The sequence below is a fragment of the Atrimonas thermophila genome, assembly GCF_045864955.1.
GTDB classification, from domain to species: domain Bacteria; phylum Atribacterota; class Atribacteria; order Atribacterales; family Thermatribacteraceae; genus Thermatribacter; species Thermatribacter velox.
The window spans coordinates 1822561-1841453 of record NZ_AP028803.1; the positions used below are offsets into that span (position 1 = coordinate 1822561).

Annotated in this window: 20 protein-coding genes; 4 read left to right on the forward strand and 16 right to left on the reverse strand. The window is 43.5% G+C overall.

All coding sequences use genetic code 11. From position 1 onward, the window contains the following. Window positions 1-53: 53 nt before the first annotated feature. From ACKTT1_RS09515 to ACKTT1_RS09585, 15 genes are all read right to left on the reverse strand, one after another. Window positions 54-1916, reverse strand: a complete 1863-nt coding sequence (locus tag ACKTT1_RS09515; RefSeq protein WP_412710578.1) for an ABC transporter substrate-binding protein — start codon at window positions 1914-1916, stop codon at window positions 54-56. Between the two features lie 97 nt (window positions 1917-2013). After that, window positions 2014-3324 carry a hypothetical protein gene (locus ACKTT1_RS09520; RefSeq protein ID WP_412709404.1) on the reverse strand — a complete coding sequence of 437 codons (1311 nt, stop codon included), beginning with the start codon at window positions 3322-3324 and terminating at the stop codon, window positions 2014-2016. A 50-nt stretch (window positions 3325-3374) separates the two neighbouring features. Beyond that, window positions 3375-4382: a LacI family DNA-binding transcriptional regulator gene (locus tag ACKTT1_RS09525; RefSeq protein WP_412709405.1), complete on the reverse strand. Its 1008-nt coding sequence runs from the start codon at window positions 4380-4382 to the stop codon at window positions 3375-3377. 194 nt (window positions 4383-4576) lie between these two features. After that, a complete protein-coding gene (larB, locus tag ACKTT1_RS09530; RefSeq protein WP_412709406.1) occupies window positions 4577-5323 on the reverse strand; it encodes a nickel pincer cofactor biosynthesis protein LarB in 747 nt (248 codons plus the stop codon). Then, on the reverse strand, window positions 5292-6125 hold the full coding sequence (larE, locus tag ACKTT1_RS09535; RefSeq protein WP_412709407.1) for an ATP-dependent sacrificial sulfur transferase LarE: 834 nt from the start codon (window positions 6123-6125) through the stop codon (window positions 5292-5294). Before larE ends, larB begins: the two co-directional genes overlap by 32 nt. Then, entirely contained in the window at window positions 6122-6937 is an 816-nt protein-coding gene (locus ACKTT1_RS09540; RefSeq protein WP_412709408.1) for an ATP-binding cassette domain-containing protein, read from the reverse strand. The genes larE and ACKTT1_RS09540 overlap by 4 nt, the downstream gene beginning before the upstream one ends. Beyond that, window positions 6934-7701, reverse strand: coding sequence for a cobalt ECF transporter T component CbiQ (gene cbiQ / locus ACKTT1_RS09545; RefSeq protein WP_412709409.1), 768 nt, complete (start codon window positions 7699-7701; stop codon window positions 6934-6936). Before cbiQ ends, ACKTT1_RS09540 begins: the two co-directional genes overlap by 4 nt. Next, window positions 7698-7997 (reverse strand): PDGLE domain-containing protein, encoded by a 300-nt coding sequence (locus tag ACKTT1_RS09550; RefSeq protein WP_412709410.1) that lies wholly within the window; start codon window positions 7995-7997, stop codon window positions 7698-7700. The genes cbiQ and ACKTT1_RS09550 overlap by 4 nt, the downstream gene beginning before the upstream one ends. Beyond that, a complete protein-coding gene (locus ACKTT1_RS09555; RefSeq protein WP_412709411.1) occupies window positions 7994-8617 on the reverse strand; it encodes an energy-coupling factor ABC transporter permease in 624 nt (207 codons plus the stop codon). Before ACKTT1_RS09555 ends, ACKTT1_RS09550 begins: the two co-directional genes overlap by 4 nt. Next, complete coding sequence (larC, locus tag ACKTT1_RS09560) at window positions 8593-9828, reverse strand: nickel pincer cofactor biosynthesis protein LarC (RefSeq protein ID WP_412709412.1); 1236 nt, start codon at window positions 9826-9828, stop codon at window positions 8593-8595. Before larC ends, ACKTT1_RS09555 begins: the two co-directional genes overlap by 25 nt. Window positions 9829-9917: 89 nt before the next feature. Then, window positions 9918-10334, reverse strand: a complete 417-nt coding sequence (locus tag ACKTT1_RS09565; RefSeq protein WP_412709413.1) for a DUF3842 family protein — start codon at window positions 10332-10334, stop codon at window positions 9918-9920. A 354-nt stretch (window positions 10335-10688) separates the two neighbouring features. Then, a complete protein-coding gene (locus ACKTT1_RS09570) occupies window positions 10689-11720 on the reverse strand; it encodes a hypothetical protein (protein WP_412709414.1) in 1032 nt (343 codons plus the stop codon). A gap of 31 nt (window positions 11721-11751) precedes the next feature. Further along, window positions 11752-12594, reverse strand: coding sequence for a carbohydrate ABC transporter permease (locus ACKTT1_RS09575; RefSeq protein ID WP_412709415.1), 843 nt, complete (start codon window positions 12592-12594; stop codon window positions 11752-11754). Next, window positions 12591-13484 (reverse strand): carbohydrate ABC transporter permease, encoded by an 894-nt coding sequence (locus ACKTT1_RS09580; RefSeq protein WP_412709416.1) that lies wholly within the window; start codon window positions 13482-13484, stop codon window positions 12591-12593. Before ACKTT1_RS09580 ends, ACKTT1_RS09575 begins: the two co-directional genes overlap by 4 nt. A gap of 113 nt (window positions 13485-13597) precedes the next feature. After that, on the reverse strand, window positions 13598-14860 hold the full coding sequence (locus tag ACKTT1_RS09585) for an extracellular solute-binding protein (protein WP_412709417.1): 1263 nt from the start codon (window positions 14858-14860) through the stop codon (window positions 13598-13600). 354 nt (window positions 14861-15214) lie between these two features. Here ACKTT1_RS09585 and ACKTT1_RS09590 point away from each other — a divergent pair, with 354 nt between their 5' ends. The 4 genes from ACKTT1_RS09590 to ACKTT1_RS09605 are packed head-to-tail and all read left to right on the forward strand — an operon-like array spanning window position 15215 to window position 18106. Continuing rightward, the gene (locus ACKTT1_RS09590) at window positions 15215-15868 is read left to right on the forward strand and encodes a GntR family transcriptional regulator (protein WP_412709418.1); all 654 of its coding nucleotides are present in this window, start codon (window positions 15215-15217) and stop codon (window positions 15866-15868) included. Next, window positions 15865-16827, forward strand: a complete 963-nt coding sequence (locus ACKTT1_RS09595; protein WP_412709419.1) for a sugar phosphate isomerase/epimerase family protein — start codon at window positions 15865-15867, stop codon at window positions 16825-16827. The genes ACKTT1_RS09590 and ACKTT1_RS09595 overlap by 4 nt, the downstream gene beginning before the upstream one ends. Before the next feature lie 6 nt (window positions 16828-16833). After that, complete coding sequence (locus ACKTT1_RS09600; protein WP_412709420.1) at window positions 16834-17706, forward strand: sugar phosphate isomerase/epimerase family protein; 873 nt, start codon at window positions 16834-16836, stop codon at window positions 17704-17706. A gap of 13 nt (window positions 17707-17719) precedes the next feature. Further along, entirely contained in the window at window positions 17720-18106 is a 387-nt protein-coding gene (locus ACKTT1_RS09605; RefSeq protein WP_412709421.1) for an AraC family ligand binding domain-containing protein, read from the forward strand. A gap of 59 nt (window positions 18107-18165) precedes the next feature. Here the strand turns inward: ACKTT1_RS09605 and ACKTT1_RS09610 are convergent, their stop codons facing one another. Continuing rightward, window positions 18166-18882, reverse strand: coding sequence for a type 1 glutamine amidotransferase (locus ACKTT1_RS09610; RefSeq protein WP_412709422.1), 717 nt, complete (start codon window positions 18880-18882; stop codon window positions 18166-18168). Window positions 18883-18893 lie beyond the last annotated feature (11 nt).

The window sequence follows — 18893 nt, forward strand, 5'->3', positions numbered from 1 at the left end:
CCCAGGGGGGTCCGGCACAGAACCCCAGACCCCCTAAACTCAACTGAGCCTACTTACTTCTTCGCTTTCTCTAAGAAAGGAAGCATATACTTGAAGTTCGGCCAGTGCTGATAGGGCTGAGTATAAGGATTTTCTGCACCAGGATAGTTGGTCCAGTAGTACTCGTCCCAAGCCACAGCGCCACAATAACCATAGGTGGGTATGGTTGGCATTTCTCTTACCAGGATTTTCAAGGCTTCGATACCCAAAGCGATAGTGGTTTCAACGTCTGCAAAGGGGTCAGTCATTCCCATTTCTTCGATGATTTTATCCAGTTCTGGATTGGACCAGCGCGCACCTCCACCTGGCCCAAGAGTAACTGGCTGCCCAATAGGCGTCAGGAGACGTGAATGCCAGGGCTCCAGTGTACGCGAGAGGTCCACTCCAGCACCCCAGGGTTCAGCTGCAGGCCACTGAGTAGAAACTTCAAATTCTCCATTAAGTACTAAGCTATCAAAAGCTTCGGTAGGAGACATGCTCGCCTCTATACCAAATTTCTTCCACTGTTCAGCAACAGCTACTGCATTCCTAAAGTTATGATGTGCAGGATTAGTAGCCGAAAATACTTGTATCTTCCACAAAGATCCATCAGGCAAACGCCACTTTCCATCTTCACCCCTGCTAAAACCGTTCTTCTTAAGGAGTTTCTCTGCAACATCGGGAGCGTACTTCCACCAGCCAATGCCAAAAAGTTCCTTAATGACCTCAGGGTCTTCAGGAACCGGGAAGCCTCGTTCCTTGGCAGCCTGGGCTATCTTGAAAGGCACTTCGGGGTCATAAGGTTTGAACTTTTCACCGTTCCCCAAGTCGAGTTCAAACTCTTTCAACCACCCTTCCAAAGGTTCGAAAAAGGCTTCTCGGTAAGCAGGAACCGGTGGAAGGTGGATGGGGCTAACCGGGGCCATGAGGTCAAAAGCTATCGCCATGTAATCAACAATGTTGATGGCCAGAACCAGAGCCCAGCGCACTTCCCTGTTGTCGTAAGGTTTAACCATGTTGTTAAACATCACCCCGGTAATGCAAGGGTCAATGTTGACCACCCAGGGCCACTCTTTTCTCCAGGCTCTCACTGTATCGCTTTTTTCCAGAACCGCTCGAAGACCCTCAGGTGTATGCTGAGCCATGTCCAGCTCGTGCCGTACCTGAGCAAGAATTTTTGATTCCTCGGTTTCAAATGCTCTGAAAAACACGTATTTTGGTTTAGGCTCACCATACAACATCCCGGTAGGGGTTCTTTCCCAATCTTCCCTGCGCTCCCAGAGAGTCCAAAAACCGGCCGGGTCGTAATCGTAAAGGACATAAGGTCCAGAACTCACCGGCGGGTTGAACTCAAAGGCCAGTGGATCTTCTACCTTTTCAAAAATGTGCTTGGGCATAATGCGCAGACAACCCCATCTATCCAGAAAATGGGTGTGAAACCTGGAATTTGGGCCTTTTAGCTCCACAACTACTGTGTGATCATCTGTCTTATAAACCTTATTCACAAACTCGGCCATGGGACCGTGATAAAGAAGGCCCGGGGTGCGTACATGGAGGTCAATGGTAAATACCACATCATCAGCAGTAATGGGCACTCCATCGCTCCAGTAAATGCCTTCTCTGAGTTTGATAGTCATCTGGGTGAAATCAGGGTTGTAAATAGGCATTTCCGAAGCCAGACCAGGGATAATTTCTCCTGTTGCATAATCTACAGTCCACAAGGGTTCTATGGCCAGCTGCTGCAAACCACGATCCTGCCACCGCCATCCCGACCACAGATTAAAGTTGCTCGGTGTTCCCACTCTACCAGTTAGCTGGTCCGCAATAAGTGTGTCTCCCCTTGATATTCCTGCTGGAAGCTGAGCAAAAGCAGCGAAAGCAAAAAGAGCAACCAACATCACCGAAAGAAACAAAACTGAACATTTGTTTTTCACAACTTTTCCCTCCCTGTAAAATTTTCAATCAGACTAAAAACTATTCACCACTTGGCAGATACTATCCTCTTGAAGCAATGCGTTCTGCTTCTTCTTTAGCTATCCGACACCATCGAATAACGTTTTGAGGGTTATTCCCTATGGTATGGTTATCTTTCATTATCACCTCCACTCGACACCCTTTGGTTATTTCAAGAGCCTTGCGAAGTTTCTTGCGCAAATAATCCTCATCAATTTGAGGCACTGCCAAATCGGTAGGGCTGGGCTTCATTGAATATATGTAATCTGTGCCCAGATATTCGGCCATTTTGGTAAGGTCTGCCCAAGGAGAAACTGAGATCCTCCGAAGCTTCGGAAAGCGCTTCACCACATGCCAGCGAGGGTGTAATGGTTCACAGCACCCATAACAATTCAGGCCAAAGCGCTCCAGAATAGGGTATTGATAGGGAAAGATGAATTCCTCAAACATCTGAGGAGAGACATAGCAGGTTTCTTGACTCTCCGCAAATCCCCACATATCGATGGTGCGCACATGTACCCCATCAAAATCAAGTTGGGGTAATTCGTGAGTGTATCCAAAGCCGCCAGACCCAACGTAGGTACCGTCGTTGTTGAGCGAAAGCAAATTGTTTTTTTCCAGAAAATCCAGTTTTGCAAGATGTCCATCGCGAAGAAAAGACATCAACTGGTGGAGTTCTTTGGGGTGGTCGTACATATCCGTCATAACTTGTTCCAGACCTCGCAGATTAATCAGAGTCCAGGTCATGCCCAGCGTCCACCACCAGGTGGTTTTACGGCGTACCATTAGTAGGTCACCAAAAATTTCCTGAGCAAGCTCAAGAAGTCGCTCACTCGCTTCATGGTCTATGTGGATTTCTGGAAAACGAAGTTTATCCATATCCTGGTAACTTTTGAGAGGAGGTTCCCAGCGGTAAGAACCTTTTGCATCGGTTTTGATTATCTTCTCCTCAAGACCCCAGCCAGTTTCCTGATACACGTAAGGAACATCGAAATAGGGTTCGATTACCTTATCATCTCCCATGGACTCTCCCCAGAATATTTCCTTGCGAAGAGCCATTTCCCAGCTCCTGGCCAACCTGCCTTTACACTGGATATCCTGAGGGGTAATGATTTCATTCCAGCCGTTCTCTGGGTCACAGAAGATAACAGGACGAACTCTCTCAAGGGCGTTAATGCTGTACCAGAGCTTGCGCTTCTCCTCCTGTTCAGGAAGTTCGGCAAGTTCTCGTACCCGCAACGCCAGCTCCCGAAGGACCTCGCGCTCCCAGGGAGTAACCTGAATTTCCTCAATCTGGAAAGATACACGATATAAAGAAGCAACAGTTTGGTCACTTAAGGGCTGCTCACCCACTCTTTTTCCCTCCACAAACAAAAACAAAATTCCTGTTACACGGCTTTTTGTCAATCCCACACCTTAAGCCTACACGGTAAAACTACTTTTCTGGCCTCACCCCCTTTAATCTTGTCTACCAAAATCTCTGCCGCTTCTTTCCCCAACTCTTCCAGGGGCTGTTCCACAGTGGGAATGGGAGGGTCTGTATACTTAACTGCTTCGATCCCGTCAAAACCGACAATAGCAAGATCCTCAGGGACTCTGACACCTCTTTCTTTTGCTACCTGCAACGCTCCAATAGCCATCTTATCGTTAGCAGCGAAAAGGGCAGTAGGTAGAGGATTGGTCTTGAGTAATTTCTCCATAGCTTCCCGACCACTCAATCTTCTAAAATTCCCGGAAGCTATATACTCTTTGCGAAGCTCAATCCCGTGTTCAAGCAAGGTATCCATATAGGCACGGTACCTCTCTTCAGCATGGCGGTGATCTTCCGGACCACGAATATGTGCAATACGACGGTGGCCCTCTTTTATGAGGTAGGCAACTGCTTCCTTTGCTCCCTGGTAGTGGTCTATATCAACATAACTTACTCCATCTCCTTCTACTCTCTGATTAACCACTACAAAGGGAAACTTTTCCTTCACAAGCTCGCTGACTTCTGAATAGTGGACTGGCCAGTGAGAAAGAATAATCAATCCCTCAAACAGCCGATTGTGGGCAATATTCAAAAGAGCTTCTCGTTTGTCCAAGGGATGTCCGTTATAAAACTCCCCTTTAACTACTATTTGCAGGTAGTAACCCTGAGCAGAAACAGCGGTTAATAAACTATTCAGCAGGTTGCCGTAAAAAGTGGAAAGTTTTTTCCCTCTGATGAAAGCGCAAAGAAGAACAGTATTGGTTTTGCCCTTGACTAAATGGCGAGCAAGGATATTGGGACGATAACCCAGCTTACGTGCTGCCTCCAGAACCTTTTTTCGGGTTGCCTCAGCAACCTGGCCTTTTCCGCTTAAAACCAAAGAAACGGTAGCTGGAGATACTCCAGCCAAACGAGCTACGTCCTTGATGGTTACCGGCAAGTTTTTTTATCCTTTCTTAAAACGATTTATTTATGATTACATTTTAGCAATATAGTTTTTATTGTCAATAACAAAACATTATTTAAATGTTTTTAAATCGTTTTAAGAAAGTACCAAAATAAAAACTTACCAGGTCCATCAATAAAGAAGAAAACACTGAAGTTGAAAAAAGAAGGAAAAGATAATTCTTTACCCTATCCTCTGTTAATCAAGCTGGCCAGATACCCGGCACCAAACCCATTGTCTATGTTAACCACAGCTACTCCACTTGCACAGCTATTCAGCATAGCCAAAAGCGCAGCCAATCCTTTAAAGCTGGCTCCATAACCTACGCTGGTGGGAACAGCGATTACAGGTCTTTCGACCAGACCACCCACCACGCTGGCCAGAGCGCCCTCCATCCCCGCTACCACTATAACCACTTTTGCACCCCTTATAACGTTTAGATGTGAAAACAATCTGTGAATTCCTGCCACTCCCACATCAAATATCCTCTCCACCCGGTTACCCATCATCTCAGCCGTCAGAGCCGCTTCCTCAGCCACCGGAATATCGGAAGTACCTGCAGTAATTACAGCAATATAAGTATCGCTCACTTCGATTTTTCTCCGTCGGATAACTATCGCACGTGCCAGATGGTGATACTCAGCCTGGGAGCAAATTTCTTTTACTGCCTGATACGTTTTCTGGCTGGTCCTGGTCACCAGAATGTTGCTATCCTTTTTTAGCATTTCACTTACTATCTCCACCACCTGCTCTTCGGTCTTCCCTTCCCCATAAACTACCTCGGGGTAACCCTTTCTAAGCTCCCGGTGGTGGTCCACCTTGGCAAAACCCAGGTCTTTAAAGGGCAATTCTTTTAGACTATCCAGCACTTCATCGATGGAAATCTCATCCCTTTTTAGCTGCTCAAGAAGCTGTCTCAGTTTTTCCTCGTCCATTGCACAACACCTCATTTAAACTTCCTGTTCGATACCCTTCCAAATCAAGAGCCACATATTTAAAACCCATCCCTTTAAAATTCCTGACTACCTCATCCAGAAGCTGAAATTGGAAAAATCTTCCCCGCTCAGAAGGGGCAACTTCTATTCTGGCCAATTCCTCGTGAAGTCTCACTCGTACCACCTTGAACCCCATATTTCTCAGGTAAAGTTCTGCTTTTTCTATTTTTTTCAGGTCTTCTACTCTTACTTTCTGTCCGTAGGGGATTCTTGAAAGAAGGCAAGCATAAGCTGGTTTATCCCAGGTGGGAAGATTTAACTCCTTGGAAATAGTCCTTATTTCCTCCTTGGTAAAACCCACTTCACACAAAGGACTCTTTATCCCCAGCTCCCGCAAGGCTCTGAGCCCGGGCCGATAATCTTTCGAATCATCTGCGTTGGTTCCATCCGCCACCCAAGCCAATCCCTCTTTCTTGGCAAAACCCAATATCTCCTTAAATAGAGCCTTTTTACACAGATAACACCTCTCAGGAGGGTTGTTCTTAACCTCGGGTAGAATTTCTTCTTTGCGCTTTATTACGTGCTTTACCTGCAACTTTTGGGCAAGCGCAACAGCCTCCTCGACTTCCCAACGGGCATGGTAGGGTGTATCCACGGTGAAAGCCACCATCCGATCTCCGAGAGCCTGCCTGGCTGCATAGAGCAAAAACGTACTATCCACTCCTCCTGAAAACGCCACCACCAAACTACCCAGAGTTTGCAAACTGGAAAGCAATTCTTGATATTTCTCTTCTCCAGTCATCGTATTGCCCCTTTCAAAACTCGAATCGCCTCTTCCACGGTAAATGGAACCTTCTCTTTAGGAAAGCCCGCCCGCAAAAAAAGTTCAGATATCCTGGGAAAAACCAGATTAGCTTCAGCAAGTACTTCTTCTTCAAGGAGTAAATCCTTGCCTCCCTCTTTTAATACCCTCCCCTCTTTCAAAATGATCACCTTATCCGCCCACTCTGCAGCCAGGTCCACATCATGAGTTGCTATAAGCAGGGTTTTTCGATTTTTACAGAGCTCATCCAGCATCCAAAATAGCTCCCGCTTTCCCTGGGGGTCAAGATAGGTTCCTGGTTCATCCAAAACGATGATTTCAGGTTCCATAACCAGAACCCCAGCCAGAGCAACCTTTTTCTTCTCACCGTAGCTCAGGTGATAGGGAATTCTATTCCTAAGGTGCCACACACCAATAAGCTTAAGCACCTCTTCAACTCTTTCTTTTACCTCTTTTTCCTGCATACCCAGATTGAAGAGCCCAAAAGCCACATCCTCCCAAACGGTAGAGGCAAAAACCTGGTCATCAGGATCCTGAAAAACAATACCCACTTTCCTTCTCACTGCCTGCTCCGTCTTTTTGGTCACTTCCTGACCATCTACGAATACCTTTCCTTTCTGAGGGAGAAAAACACCATTTAGATGCATAATTAAGGTGGACTTCCCCGAACCATTAGGTCCGAGCAGTACGGTCTTTGTTCCCCAATCAACAGAGAAACTAACACCCTTCAGGGCTTCAGTGCCATCAGGATACCGGTAACTGAGGTCTTGCACTTCTATAACTCTCTTCACATTGCTCCACTCCGCTCAAACATAAAGATGACCACTGCCGCTCCTACCCACAACACTCCCAAAACAATCTCTCCAAACTTCAAAGAACGGCGAAAATGGTTACCCGCCATATGGCCAGCATATCCCCGAGAAAGCATGGCCTGGTAAACTTTTCTGCTACGCTCATAAGAGCGAATTAGAGTTCCTCCCATAATTTCTCCCAAAACCTTAAAGGTCTTGCGGTGAAAAAGGTGTCTACCCCTCACATAACCCCGGGATTTGCGAGCCAGGTTCATCTTTTCCATCTCCTGCCTGAAGAGCTCAAAATACCTGAGAATAAACTCCATAAGCACGGTCATGACTTGCGGAAGACCTAGCCCCCTCAAACCCCTGATTATCCCGTCAGCACCCGTGGTAAGCATGAGCAGCGCCATAACTGAACAAGCCACTTCCATCTTCAAAAAGAAAAGCAATGCCCGCTGCAGACCTTCAAGCGTCAAACTCAAACCCCACAAGTTCAAAACTTCTTGTCCTGGAACGGTGAAGGGTACAAAAACTATTATCAAAAGCTCAAAGGGAAGAGCTAAAGCAAGTCTTGCGAAAAATTCTCGCACTCCTACCCTTCCCAGAAAAACACCGAAAAGCACTACGAAAAAAGACCAGAAAAGTGATGGTGGTGTCTTCAAAGACACTACCATCACTATGAAAAACACAAAACTCAGTATTTTCACTCTTTCGTCCATGCGGTGAAGAATGCTCTTTTCCCGCTCAGAAAGACAACTCATTTACTATCTTTTTTGGCCATTGCTTTACCAATAGCCACAGTTATTCCAAAAGTAATCGCCACTCCCAGGAGCCCCGCCAGAGAAGTAGCCAGTTTCTCATTATTTATCCCAGGAAAAGTGTAATCAGGAACCAGAAAAGGGAAACGCAACTCCACTGCCCGCTCGATAAAACCCTTGTCTTCAGCCACCCGTTCCAGGCCGTCCGGGAAAGAGCTGGCAAAAGGTGAAAGCAACACCCCAACTACAAAAGCCACTAAAAGTCCCGCCAGAACAAACCCTATCTTTCGCACTCTCATCCCTCCCCAAAAAGTATTTCCGGCCTGGTTTTTTTCACATAACTTACTACAAGAAGAGTTATCGCTCCCTCACCCACCCCAATGAGTAGGTGCCAGAAAAGCATGGCTGGCAGAACTACCGAAAGAGGAATGGTTCCAGACACTGCAAGCTCTATCGATGCTGCCACTGCTGCTGCCACCACTGAAGCCCAGCTCCCCAAAAAAAGAGCCCAGGGTTGCAAAGCGTTTTCCCTGTCCAGAAGCCGGTAAACATAATATCCCACCCAGGTAGCTATTAAAGCCATGTTCAATATGTTTGCACCCAGAGCGGTTACCCCGCCATCCATAAACACAAAGCATTGAACTATGAGAATGGTCGACATTATGACCATGGCCTCCAGAGGACCAGCGAGAACCACGGCAAGGAGTGCTCCTATCAAATGTCCCGAAGTCCCTCCTGCCACGGGGAAGTTTATCATTTGTGCAGCAAATATGAAAGCTGCAACGACCCCCATAAGGGGAACTTTCCGATAATCGAATTCCCCTCTCAACCTGCTTATTCCATAGCTCAGAAAAATTGCACTTACTCCAACCGTGGTGACCCAGGTTTTGGTATCTAAAAATCCATCCGGTATGTGCATTTGTAAACCTCCTTTACCATCTCATAAACCTCATCCAGAGAAAGTCCATTTTCCCTGGCTATTTTTTGGCACTGTTCGTACTCCGGCTTAAACTTGAGCACCCGATTTCCCAGCAAACCAAGCTTTACCTCCACCTCACCATAGGGAGTCTGCACAGCCACCTTTTTCCTGTCCATTAGCCTCCTTTCAACCCGGTATTTTCTTACTCCCAGGGTGGTTGTTTCTCGAAAAAGGATATCCGTGATTTTTTCTGCGTCCTCACCTCGGCACAGAACGCTCACTTTAGTAGCCGGCCGGTTCTTTTTCATGATCACCGGAGTAAGATAAACATCCAGTGCACCGCTCTCAAAAAGCTTCTCCATCACATACCCATACACCTCCGGACTCATATCATCTATGTTGGTTTCCACAACCACTGTTCCTTGCTCCTCCTCCCAGAAGGAAACTTTCTCCTCAATCTCCCCCAGAAACACTCGCAAAACATTGGGAAGGTCCTCGCTGTCCCGTTTGCCAATACCGTAACCTACCTTCAGCATCCGAAAATTCTTCTTTGCGGTGAACTCCTCAGCAAAGGTAACCGCTATGGCAGCTCCAGTAGGAGTAGTAAGCTCACCAGAGATACTCTCAGAAGTTATAGGCACTCCCCGTAAAAGCTCCGCAGTGGCTGGCGCAGGTATTGGAAGCCGGCCATGGGCACACTCCACAAATCCACCTCCTACTTCTATCGGCGAAAAGACGATCTTGTCCACCTCGAGTTTTTCTCTACATATAGCTGCACCTACCACATCTACAATGGAATCTACGGCTCCCACTTCGTGGAAATGCACTTCATCGATACTTTTTCCATGAACTTTAGCTTCCGCTTCCGCAAGCTTTTTAAATATCTCCAAGCTCCACTCTTTCACCCGCTCACTCAAGGTACTCTCTTCCACTATTCGCCTTATATCTTGGAAATTTCTGTGCGAATGAGAAGCATGATGGTGCTGCGTAACAACAACCTCCACTCTGGTTCCGGTTATGCCTTTTCTTTGGTCCCGATATACCTTTAACTGATAGCCCGAGAGATCGAGCTTTTTAAGCTCCCCTCTCAGGTAATCAGGGTCCACTCCCAGATCAAGCATAGCACCCAGGTTCATATCCCCACTTATTCCTGAAAAACAATCATAGTAGAGAATTCTTCTGGCGATTGGAAAAACCCCCTTTAAAAACAAAAATCACGAAAAATCCCTTCGGCTTTCGAGCCGGATAGGGACCTTCGTGATCCCGTTTCCTCAAAATTATCTTGCTTTTTACCTAAAGCTTATGCGTCTTTTATAAACTCTTTAATTCTCTCGACCAGCTTCCCAATCAACACACTAACTGGCTGGCTCTCAACACCGATAAACTCAACGTGGGGCTGATTAACACACAGCAAAAATTTCCGGGCAGGGCTACTTATCACTGCCTCAGTTATCCCTGCGGTTACCTCACCCATCATGGAATCGGGAATTATTATTCCTACCGGGCCAGTTATCGCATCCACTTCTTTACCGGTAACCCGAATAGCATTTTCCCCGGTGGCTCCTCGCCTGGCTCCTGCTTTCAGCATATTAGCAGTCGCCCCAGCATTGATACCCAGGGCAATTATTTCCACTGCATCCCCAAGCTCTCTTTTCAAGCTTTCAATTATCTGGCAACCCAGGCCGCCACCTAATCCGTCAACTACTGCCACTTTCACAGAAGACTCTCTTCGCTCAACCCTTCGGGGTTTTATCTAAAATCTAAAAAACTACAATCAACTCGAATTGTACCCAGTAATCCCAGTTTCGGTCAAGAAAGACAAATCAAAAAATTCATTTCGTCACTTCATACAAAAATATTGTTAATTCCAAAAAACTACCTGTCACATTATCCTAAATAAACAAAAATCAAATTTTGAAAAAACCGTATCGTACTTCTCCAAAAAACCGAACCATTTAGTTAAAAAGGAACAAATTTCAAAAGTACTAACGTTTTTAAAAAACTTCATTTCCTCATATTCCGGTAAAGACTTAATGGTCTAACAAAATTACTGGACTCAGATAAAACTACGTTAAGAAACATTATAGCCTGTTATTTCAGCCACCCTATTGAAAAATCTCTTCTTATATTCGGTGTTAATCTCCCAACAAACTGGTGGAGACTGGAAACCATCCCTATAATTATTAAAACCTTGATCATAATATCCCCACGAAGAATAGCTTTCAAAAGCAGCGTTTAAATTAAGCACATCCACACTATCCTCATTAAAGATGATTGGCTTGGGTCGTTTCTTAAAAATGTCATTGCTCCTTATTTCAGCCACCATTTGTCTAATCCTTTCAGGAGGTTGATCATTTCCGTGTACCAAAACCACATCACCACACTCTAAAACTTTAGGTACAGGCACCTTCCCCCCGCTAAAGCTGGTTGAAACTGGCAAATGAAGACGATGGCTACTAGATGCAATGATTTCCTTGGCATATAATATCAACTCTGACACTCTATGAGGCCGCAAAATATCATGTTCATAAGCTGGGATGTCACATTCATTGTTGATTTCAACAATCACATTTTGATATTCCTTTTCTAACAACCATTCGATAACATTTCTAACCCCATTAATAACTGCCTGCTCACTTTCAAGGCGTTCATCTTGACCAAAATAAAACAAACCTACAATAACCACCATGCCCAATCTATCAGCGGCGTCCAACACCGTTTGCAATCTGTTTAAATAAGCAGCTTTTAAGTTACCATCGGGTTTAAAAGCCGTATTAACCCAAGGTTGTGAAAATTCCCTGTGAAGTACAGGCATACCTCCTTGAAGATTAACCGTAAATCCCAAAACACCTTTTTCTTTCCACATAGGTAAAGCCTTTACAAACTCTTCGGTATTTCTGTCTGGATCCCACCGATTTGTATCCGGATATCGCCACAATTCTCGAGTCTCCGGGTTTTCGTCATCAAATATTGCTTGGACTGCTCTTACGTTAAAAAGAAGGCCTTCCACAAGCTTACCCTCAAAATATCTTCCTTCGTAAGTAGGCTTACCATTAATCGCTATTTTTTCGCCTTCGAAAGAAATTTTTGTTATCCTGTTCAAACCTGTACACCTCCAGTACTCAAAATAAGATCTATCCTTTTACAGAACCAGCAGCCAAGCCGCTCAAAATATACCTTTGAAAGACAAAGAAAAACACAAAAGCAGGAATTACAGCAACTACAGCGGAAGCCATGAATTCAGAAATAAACATCACATTGCCCGCTTGGCCAATCACGTCTCTCATGCCAACCGACAAAGTCTTTTTTGAACCGCTACTTAGCATTATAGAAGCCCAAAGAAACTCCTTCCACGCAATCATAAAGGTGTTAGCTGCAACTGCCACTAATCCCGGTAAGGAAAGCGGAACGGCTATCCTTAAATAAGCTCCAGCTCTTGAACAGCCATCAATCATAGCAGCTTCTTCTAACTCCTTAGGATAAGCACTAACAAAATAAGCGCGAAGCATTAAAGTAGAAAATGGCAAAGACCAAGCTACGTAAGCTAACACTAAACCTGTATATGTGTTAATCAACTTTAATCGAAACATCCAAAAGTAGAAAGGAACTATTGTAACAATTCCTGGCAAAAATTGTGTTACTAAAATGAATAAAACAATCAGTTCTGTTCCTCTAACCCTTAATCTACTCAAACTGTAACCAGCCATAGATGCTAAAACGGTTGTTATCAAAACCGACAAGCCAGTAACCACAACACTATTAAGATAGTATCTACCTAAAGGAAACATACGCCATGGTTGCAGAAGATTTGTCCAGACTATTCTCGAAGGCCACCAAGTGGGAGGGGAAAGGAACAATTCTTCTTTGGGTTTAAGAGCGCTTACGGTCATCCAGTAATAGGGAAATAATACATACAATAAGAGACAGATACTAATCAATAAAAACCATAAGAGATAATACTTCTTAGAAAGAATCACAAACTTACCTCCCTTCTCATTAATCTTAAGTAAATCAGACCAATAATCGAAGCAAAAATTAAAATTATAGCCCCTGCTGCAGAAGCCAATCCCATTCGGTAATGTACAAAGGCCTCATTGTAGATGAAAATTGGAACTACATTCGTTAAATCATAGGGCCCCCCGCTGGTCATAAGGAAATTGATATCGAAAAGCGCTAAATTCCAAATTAAAGATAGAGAAATTACCAAAGTAGCAACAGGCAAAATGTAAGGAAAGGTTACAAATCGAAACTGCTGAATTTTATTGGCACCATCAATCTTTGCCGCATCATACAAATCTTGAGGAATGGTTTGTAAAGCAGCAAGAAACATTACCATTTTAAAAGGAAACTGAGTCCATGTTCTTACCGCTAGAACTGACCAAAAAGGTAGGCTTAAACCAAGGAATTTAACAGCAAAATCACCTAAAAAGGCTACAGGTTCATCTATTAAAGAAACCCTCACTAAAAAGCTATTAACTGGACTAAAGCTTTTGTTAAATATCCAAGCAAAAACAAAAGAAACTACAACCGATGGGGTAATCCAAGGTATAAAAGAGATTGCACGATAAACCCCTGTAACTCGAGATCTCCGGTTTAAAAAAAGCGCTATTAAGAGACCTAATAAAGTACTAAAAGCAACTGAAAGTAACGCAAACAAAATTGTATTCCATAAAAGAAAAATGAAACGCCTATCACCCAAAAGAAGAAAATAATTTTTCAGCCCAACAAAAGGTCTAATGGGAAACATTAAATTATAATCAAAAAAGCTCAATCTTATACCAACTACAAGGGGATAAAAAATCAAAATTCCTAAAATAAGAATAGTGGGCGCAATCATCAAATAAGGAAAAAACTTATTTATTATCATCTTTGTACTGGGTAATCTTCGCTGTCGCATCACATTTATTTTCCTTTCTCCACCTCAAATTCTCCCTAACTGCAAATTTGCAGTTAGGGAGAATTTGAGAGTCTGAGTGCTATTTATTTTTCTTTTTCAAAACCAGCAAGTAGTTCTTCTATTTGTTTATGGGCTCTTTGCAAAGCCTCATCAACACTCATCTTTCCGCCCAAAGCATTAACCATCATGTCATAAAGAGGTGCACCCGGTTTAGGATTAGTTACTGCCCCCCAACCAGGATGAGGATATTGAGTGGTTCGACCATAAGGAATGCATTCTATCATTCCACTGTACCACCAATGCTCAGCAAAATAAGGATCTTCGAGAGCCGGTAAACAGGGAGTCATCTGACCACAAACCCTGGATAACTCAAGCTGAACTTCAGTACGAGCTAGAAAAGCTAACCAACGCATCGCAGCGTCTACGTCTTTAGCACCATGCAAAACACCAAAATATCCAGCTCCCTGAAAAGCCACTCTCGACTTGTTATTAAGTGGTTTCTGCGTTTCTATCTTATCAGCTAAAAAAGGAGCGTTTCTTTCAACAAGATCTCTCACATCAGCAGGGGAAGAAGGAATAACTGCTACGTGCCCAGCTATAAACTCCGCAGCACCATTATAGGAAGGATCCAAAACATAGTCAGCCGGGAAAATATTATATTTATGCACTAAATCAGTTAAAAACTGGAGTGCTTCTTTACCTTCTTCAGAATATAACGTAACTTCCCAAGTTTCCTTATTTACAACATCTCCTCCCGCTTGCCATATAAAGGGAAAGAAAAATTGATCGTATTGGCCTACGGCCGAAACACCCCATCTCACAACTTTTCCCTGAGCATCCTTTTGGGTAAGCTTTTGACCCCACACAACAAGATCATCCCATGTATCCAAAGAGTTAGGATCCAAACCGGCTTCTTCAACAAAATCTTTCCTAAAAACCGTCGGTCGAAGATCTATCCTCCAAGGAACTCCAAAAAGATGCCCTTTATACTTAACATCGACTAGCGACTTTGGATTCCATCTTTCTTCCAAATCAGGAATATACTCTCCCACAAGCGCTTCTATAGGCATCGGACCATATTTACCACCACCAAGGTCAGAAAAAGTATAGGACCAGAACATATCTGCTACATCAGGAGCTTCTCCACCCAAGGACCACATAGTGAGCTTTTCTCTAGCTTGCGCCCAGTTAATAAACTCGTAATTAACTTTGATTCCAGTCTCGGTTTCAAACTGTTCAGTCAACTCCTTTAAAAGCTTGTCCTGTGCATCAACACTTGTGTACAACATCATAGAAAAATCGATTTCCTTGGCTTCTACATTAGCCAAAACAAAACTACAAAACAACAACCAACAAAACTTTTTTCATTCTTCTCCAACCTCCTCCTTAAAAATAGAGTACCGTATATTGTATACAGTTTATTAATAACACAAATATCAACTCATGTCAAATCGAACTCCGTGATAAATTGCGTAACATCTCGAAATGAAAAGCAACTAACCTATCAAAAATAATTGCCCCAAACGAGTTTTATCAAACCAAATATTCATTCCCCTTTTTCAAACCTGCTCCAAAATTTTATGCTTCAATTAAATTTTCTAAACAAGGCAGTACCTATTGTTGTTTTATATCTTCATATCTGCTAAACTGTATACAGAACATAGTATTCAAAAATCCAACAATGAGAACGAGGTTTCAAAATGATAAAAAGAACCACACTTACCGAAAAAGCTTATAACATACTCAAGCAAATGATTCTCGAAGGGGATCTAAAGCCAGGAGAACCTTTAGTTCAGGAACAGCTCTCTGCCAAACTCGGAATCAGTAGGACTCCTTTATTGCATGCTCTAAAAATACTGGAAAGCGAAAATCTTATAGTTAGAGCAAACAATCAGAGAGTTTTTGTGCGTCAGTTTGCCCCTGAAGAAGTACTGGTGCTCTTTGAGATGAGAGAAGCTTTAGAAGGTCTAGCCGCAAAATATATCACTCCTTTGGTGAACGAAGAAGAAATAAGCACCTTTGAAGAAAGCTTTACTAAAGCCTACCTGGAAAAAAACATTGAGAGTTATCGAAAAGCGGATGTATCCTTCCATCTCTTTGTAGCTGAAAAGTGCCCCTACCTGGATCTCAAATCGGCCCTTATCCGATCTGGATTCTTGGCAAAATGTCTCATCAAGGGCTTGATCAGACCTCCCGAAGAAACGCACCAAGAACACATGGAAATTCTCAGATGTTTCCGAAATCGAGATCCAGAAGGAGCAGAGAGGGCTATGCGCCTTCACATCCAAAAGACAATCAGTTGTCTGAAAAACTATGCGGGTCAACTACCTGCAAAGGGGGAACATGCAAAATGAATTATCAATATGCCATAATCAGCGGGTTTTTAGGCCAGCTCAAGGATCGCTTTAAGCTTTACCAGGAACCACGAGACCTTGAAGCAAAACTTCAGATAGCTAAAAAGGTAGAGGGAGTTTCTGGATTAGAACTGGTGTATCCTTATGATTTTGCAAATCCTGAAGAAACTAAAAGATTACTCCAAAAGTATGATTTGAAAGTTGGCGCAGTAAACGTGGACATCAAGGGCGAAACACACTGGAATAGGCGCGCTTTGACTGCCGAATTGGTAGACACCAGAAAAAAAGCTATAGGCTACGTCCAGAAAGGTGCAGAACTCTCTCAAGAGTTAGGAGCTAATCTCGTCTCGGTATGCCCTTTGCAGGACGGTTACGACTATCACTTTGAAGTAGACTACAAAAAAGCCTGGGAATACTTTTTATCTGGTGTGAAAGAAATTGCCCAGGCATATCCCCAAGTCCGCATAAGCTTAGAATATAAATTCCGCGAACCGCTGGTCCATTACCTTCTTGGTAATGTTCACAGCGCTCTTTATACTTGTCTAAAAGTAAACATGCCAAACGTTGGGGTCACCCTTGACTTTGGACACGCTCTCTTTGCTGGAGAAAACCCTGCCGAATCCTTAGCACTACTTCATCGGGAAGGAAGGCTTTTCCATATCCACATAAACGACAATGATGGAAAATGGGACTGGGACCTGGTTGCTGGAAGCAGAAACATTTTATCCTATCTTGAATTCCTCTACTATCTAAAAGAATTCAATTATCAGGGTTGGATTTCTCTTGATACCACGCCCAGACACCGTGACCCCGTCCAGATATTCACTGAAAGCATTGCTTTTACCGAAAAATTGGTGGAATTTACTAAAACCCTTGACGAACAAACCATAAAAGAGATGATTGCCAAAGACGACCCCATAACTATTCTTAAAGTCATATACCAGAAAATGGTAGGGTGAAGACCAATGCAGGAACAAAAATGGGTGATCGCAGCTGGAGCAAATTTGTATCGAGGCTATGATCTTGAAACTGTATTTAAAAGTGTTTCCAACATCGGTTTTCAGTACGTGGATCTAGATTGGATAAAACCTCCACCCACCTCTTTCAGGGGGAAGGGATATGGAGCACATATTACAGAAGAAGACTTCAAGAGGACTAAGGAAATCCGCAGCTTAATGGAGAGTTATGGTCTCAAAACTATTACCTTTAGCGGGCATATGTTCCTGATAACCAAAGAAGAGGTGGAGCTTTTCAAGAAAAAAATGGCGTTTGCGAAAGAAATTGGAGCAAGCTATATTGCCACAAATCAGGGGCCAAAAACCGAAGCAGAGTCTTTTTATCAAAACTTAGAAACCATTGAAAAAAGAGCTCGAGAACTTGACATCACAGTATGTCTGGAAACGGAAATGCCCGGCGACATGATCTGCAATGCAAAGGATGCCCAAGAAGTATTTGCTAAAATTAGCTCTCCCTATTTAGGTTTGACATACGACTTTGGGAATGTTTTTTACTCTCACAGAGGAGCTATCGACATAGCAGACGATTTTCAAAAAGCCTTACCCTTTATAAAAACTATACATTTTAAGGATGTTAAATTTGAAAGCGATGACACTCTCACCATATGTCCTATAGGAGAAGGGATTATCGATTTTAAAACAATCTGCGAAATCCTAAAGAAGAGTAATAGGAAAATTCCTATTACCATAGAAATTCCCTATTTTTTCCGAAGTAAAAACTGGGCTCCATTTGAAACTATCAACGAAATAAAGCCTCTTGAAGAAATTGAAAAAAGCCTCAAAACTTCTCTAAACTTTATAGAAAAAAACCTTTTGGAATAATCTGGAGAAAACGATGAAGTTAAAAAACATTTATGAGGTAGAAGGAGTTGAAGTACCAGAGCCCTTCAAGCGACGGGTTCGGGTAGTATTTGCGCCCGACCAGGATCGAGTCAGGGATTTAGATTTAGTTACCGCAACAATATATCCGCACAGCTCTACAGATTATCGACCAAGAAACCTTACTGAATTAATCATAATAGCCAGCGGAAAGGGCATTCTTATTTGTAATGGAAGAAACTATGACATTGGTAAAGGAACAGCCATACTGGTCGAACAAGGAGACACAATTCAAATTAAAAATACTGGTAGCAAAAACCTGGAACTTTTCTCAATACACATACCACCTGTCAATGCAAAAGAACTTTACCAAACTCTTCTTAAGGCTGCCAAAATAGGTTAATCGTTATACACCACTTGTGGGGAATAATAACCAGGAAGTACTCCCCACAAGATCTTCTTTTATTTACCTTTTACAAGGAAAAGAAGCAGGTTTTCAAGAAAACGCTCTCGGATTTTTCGGTCCTCCTCAAACCGCCTTTTGGTTTCCTCAGAAAGCTTCTCTGCAAAACCCGGTCCCCCAAACTCGACCAGTTCATCGCGATACACCCTGCACCATTCATCCACCATTTCTGGAGTTACCTCAAGATGAAATTGCAAAGCCAGAAGACTATCCCCTAGCAAAAAAGCCTGGTTTTTGCAATCCACCCCTTCTGCAAGAAGCGTAGCCCCTGAAGGCAAAGCAAAGGTGTCGCCATGCCACTGAAAAACCCAGAGTTCTTTGGGAAGTCCCTCAAAGAGCCAGAAATCTTTACCTTCTGGAGTTAAATAAACTTTTGACCAACCAATTTCTTTAACTGTGTTTGGACCCACCCAGGCACCCATCGCCCTGGCAATGATTTGGGCTCCAAGACAAATGCCTAGCGTGGGAATCTTCTGCGCATAAGCATCACGTATTAAGTTTTCAACCTGATAAAGATAGGGATAGCGCTCTTCTTCATAAGCCCCCATCGGACCGCCCAGGATTATCAATGCCTGATAACCCTCCAGAGAGTTGGGAAGAACTACTCCTCCCTCACTCATTACCCGTAAATCAAGCTCCCAACCTGCAGCAGAAAGAGCCGGGTACAAAAGACCCGGACCTTCACAAAGTACGTGCTGTATAATCAGCGCCTGCAACCGTCTCCCTC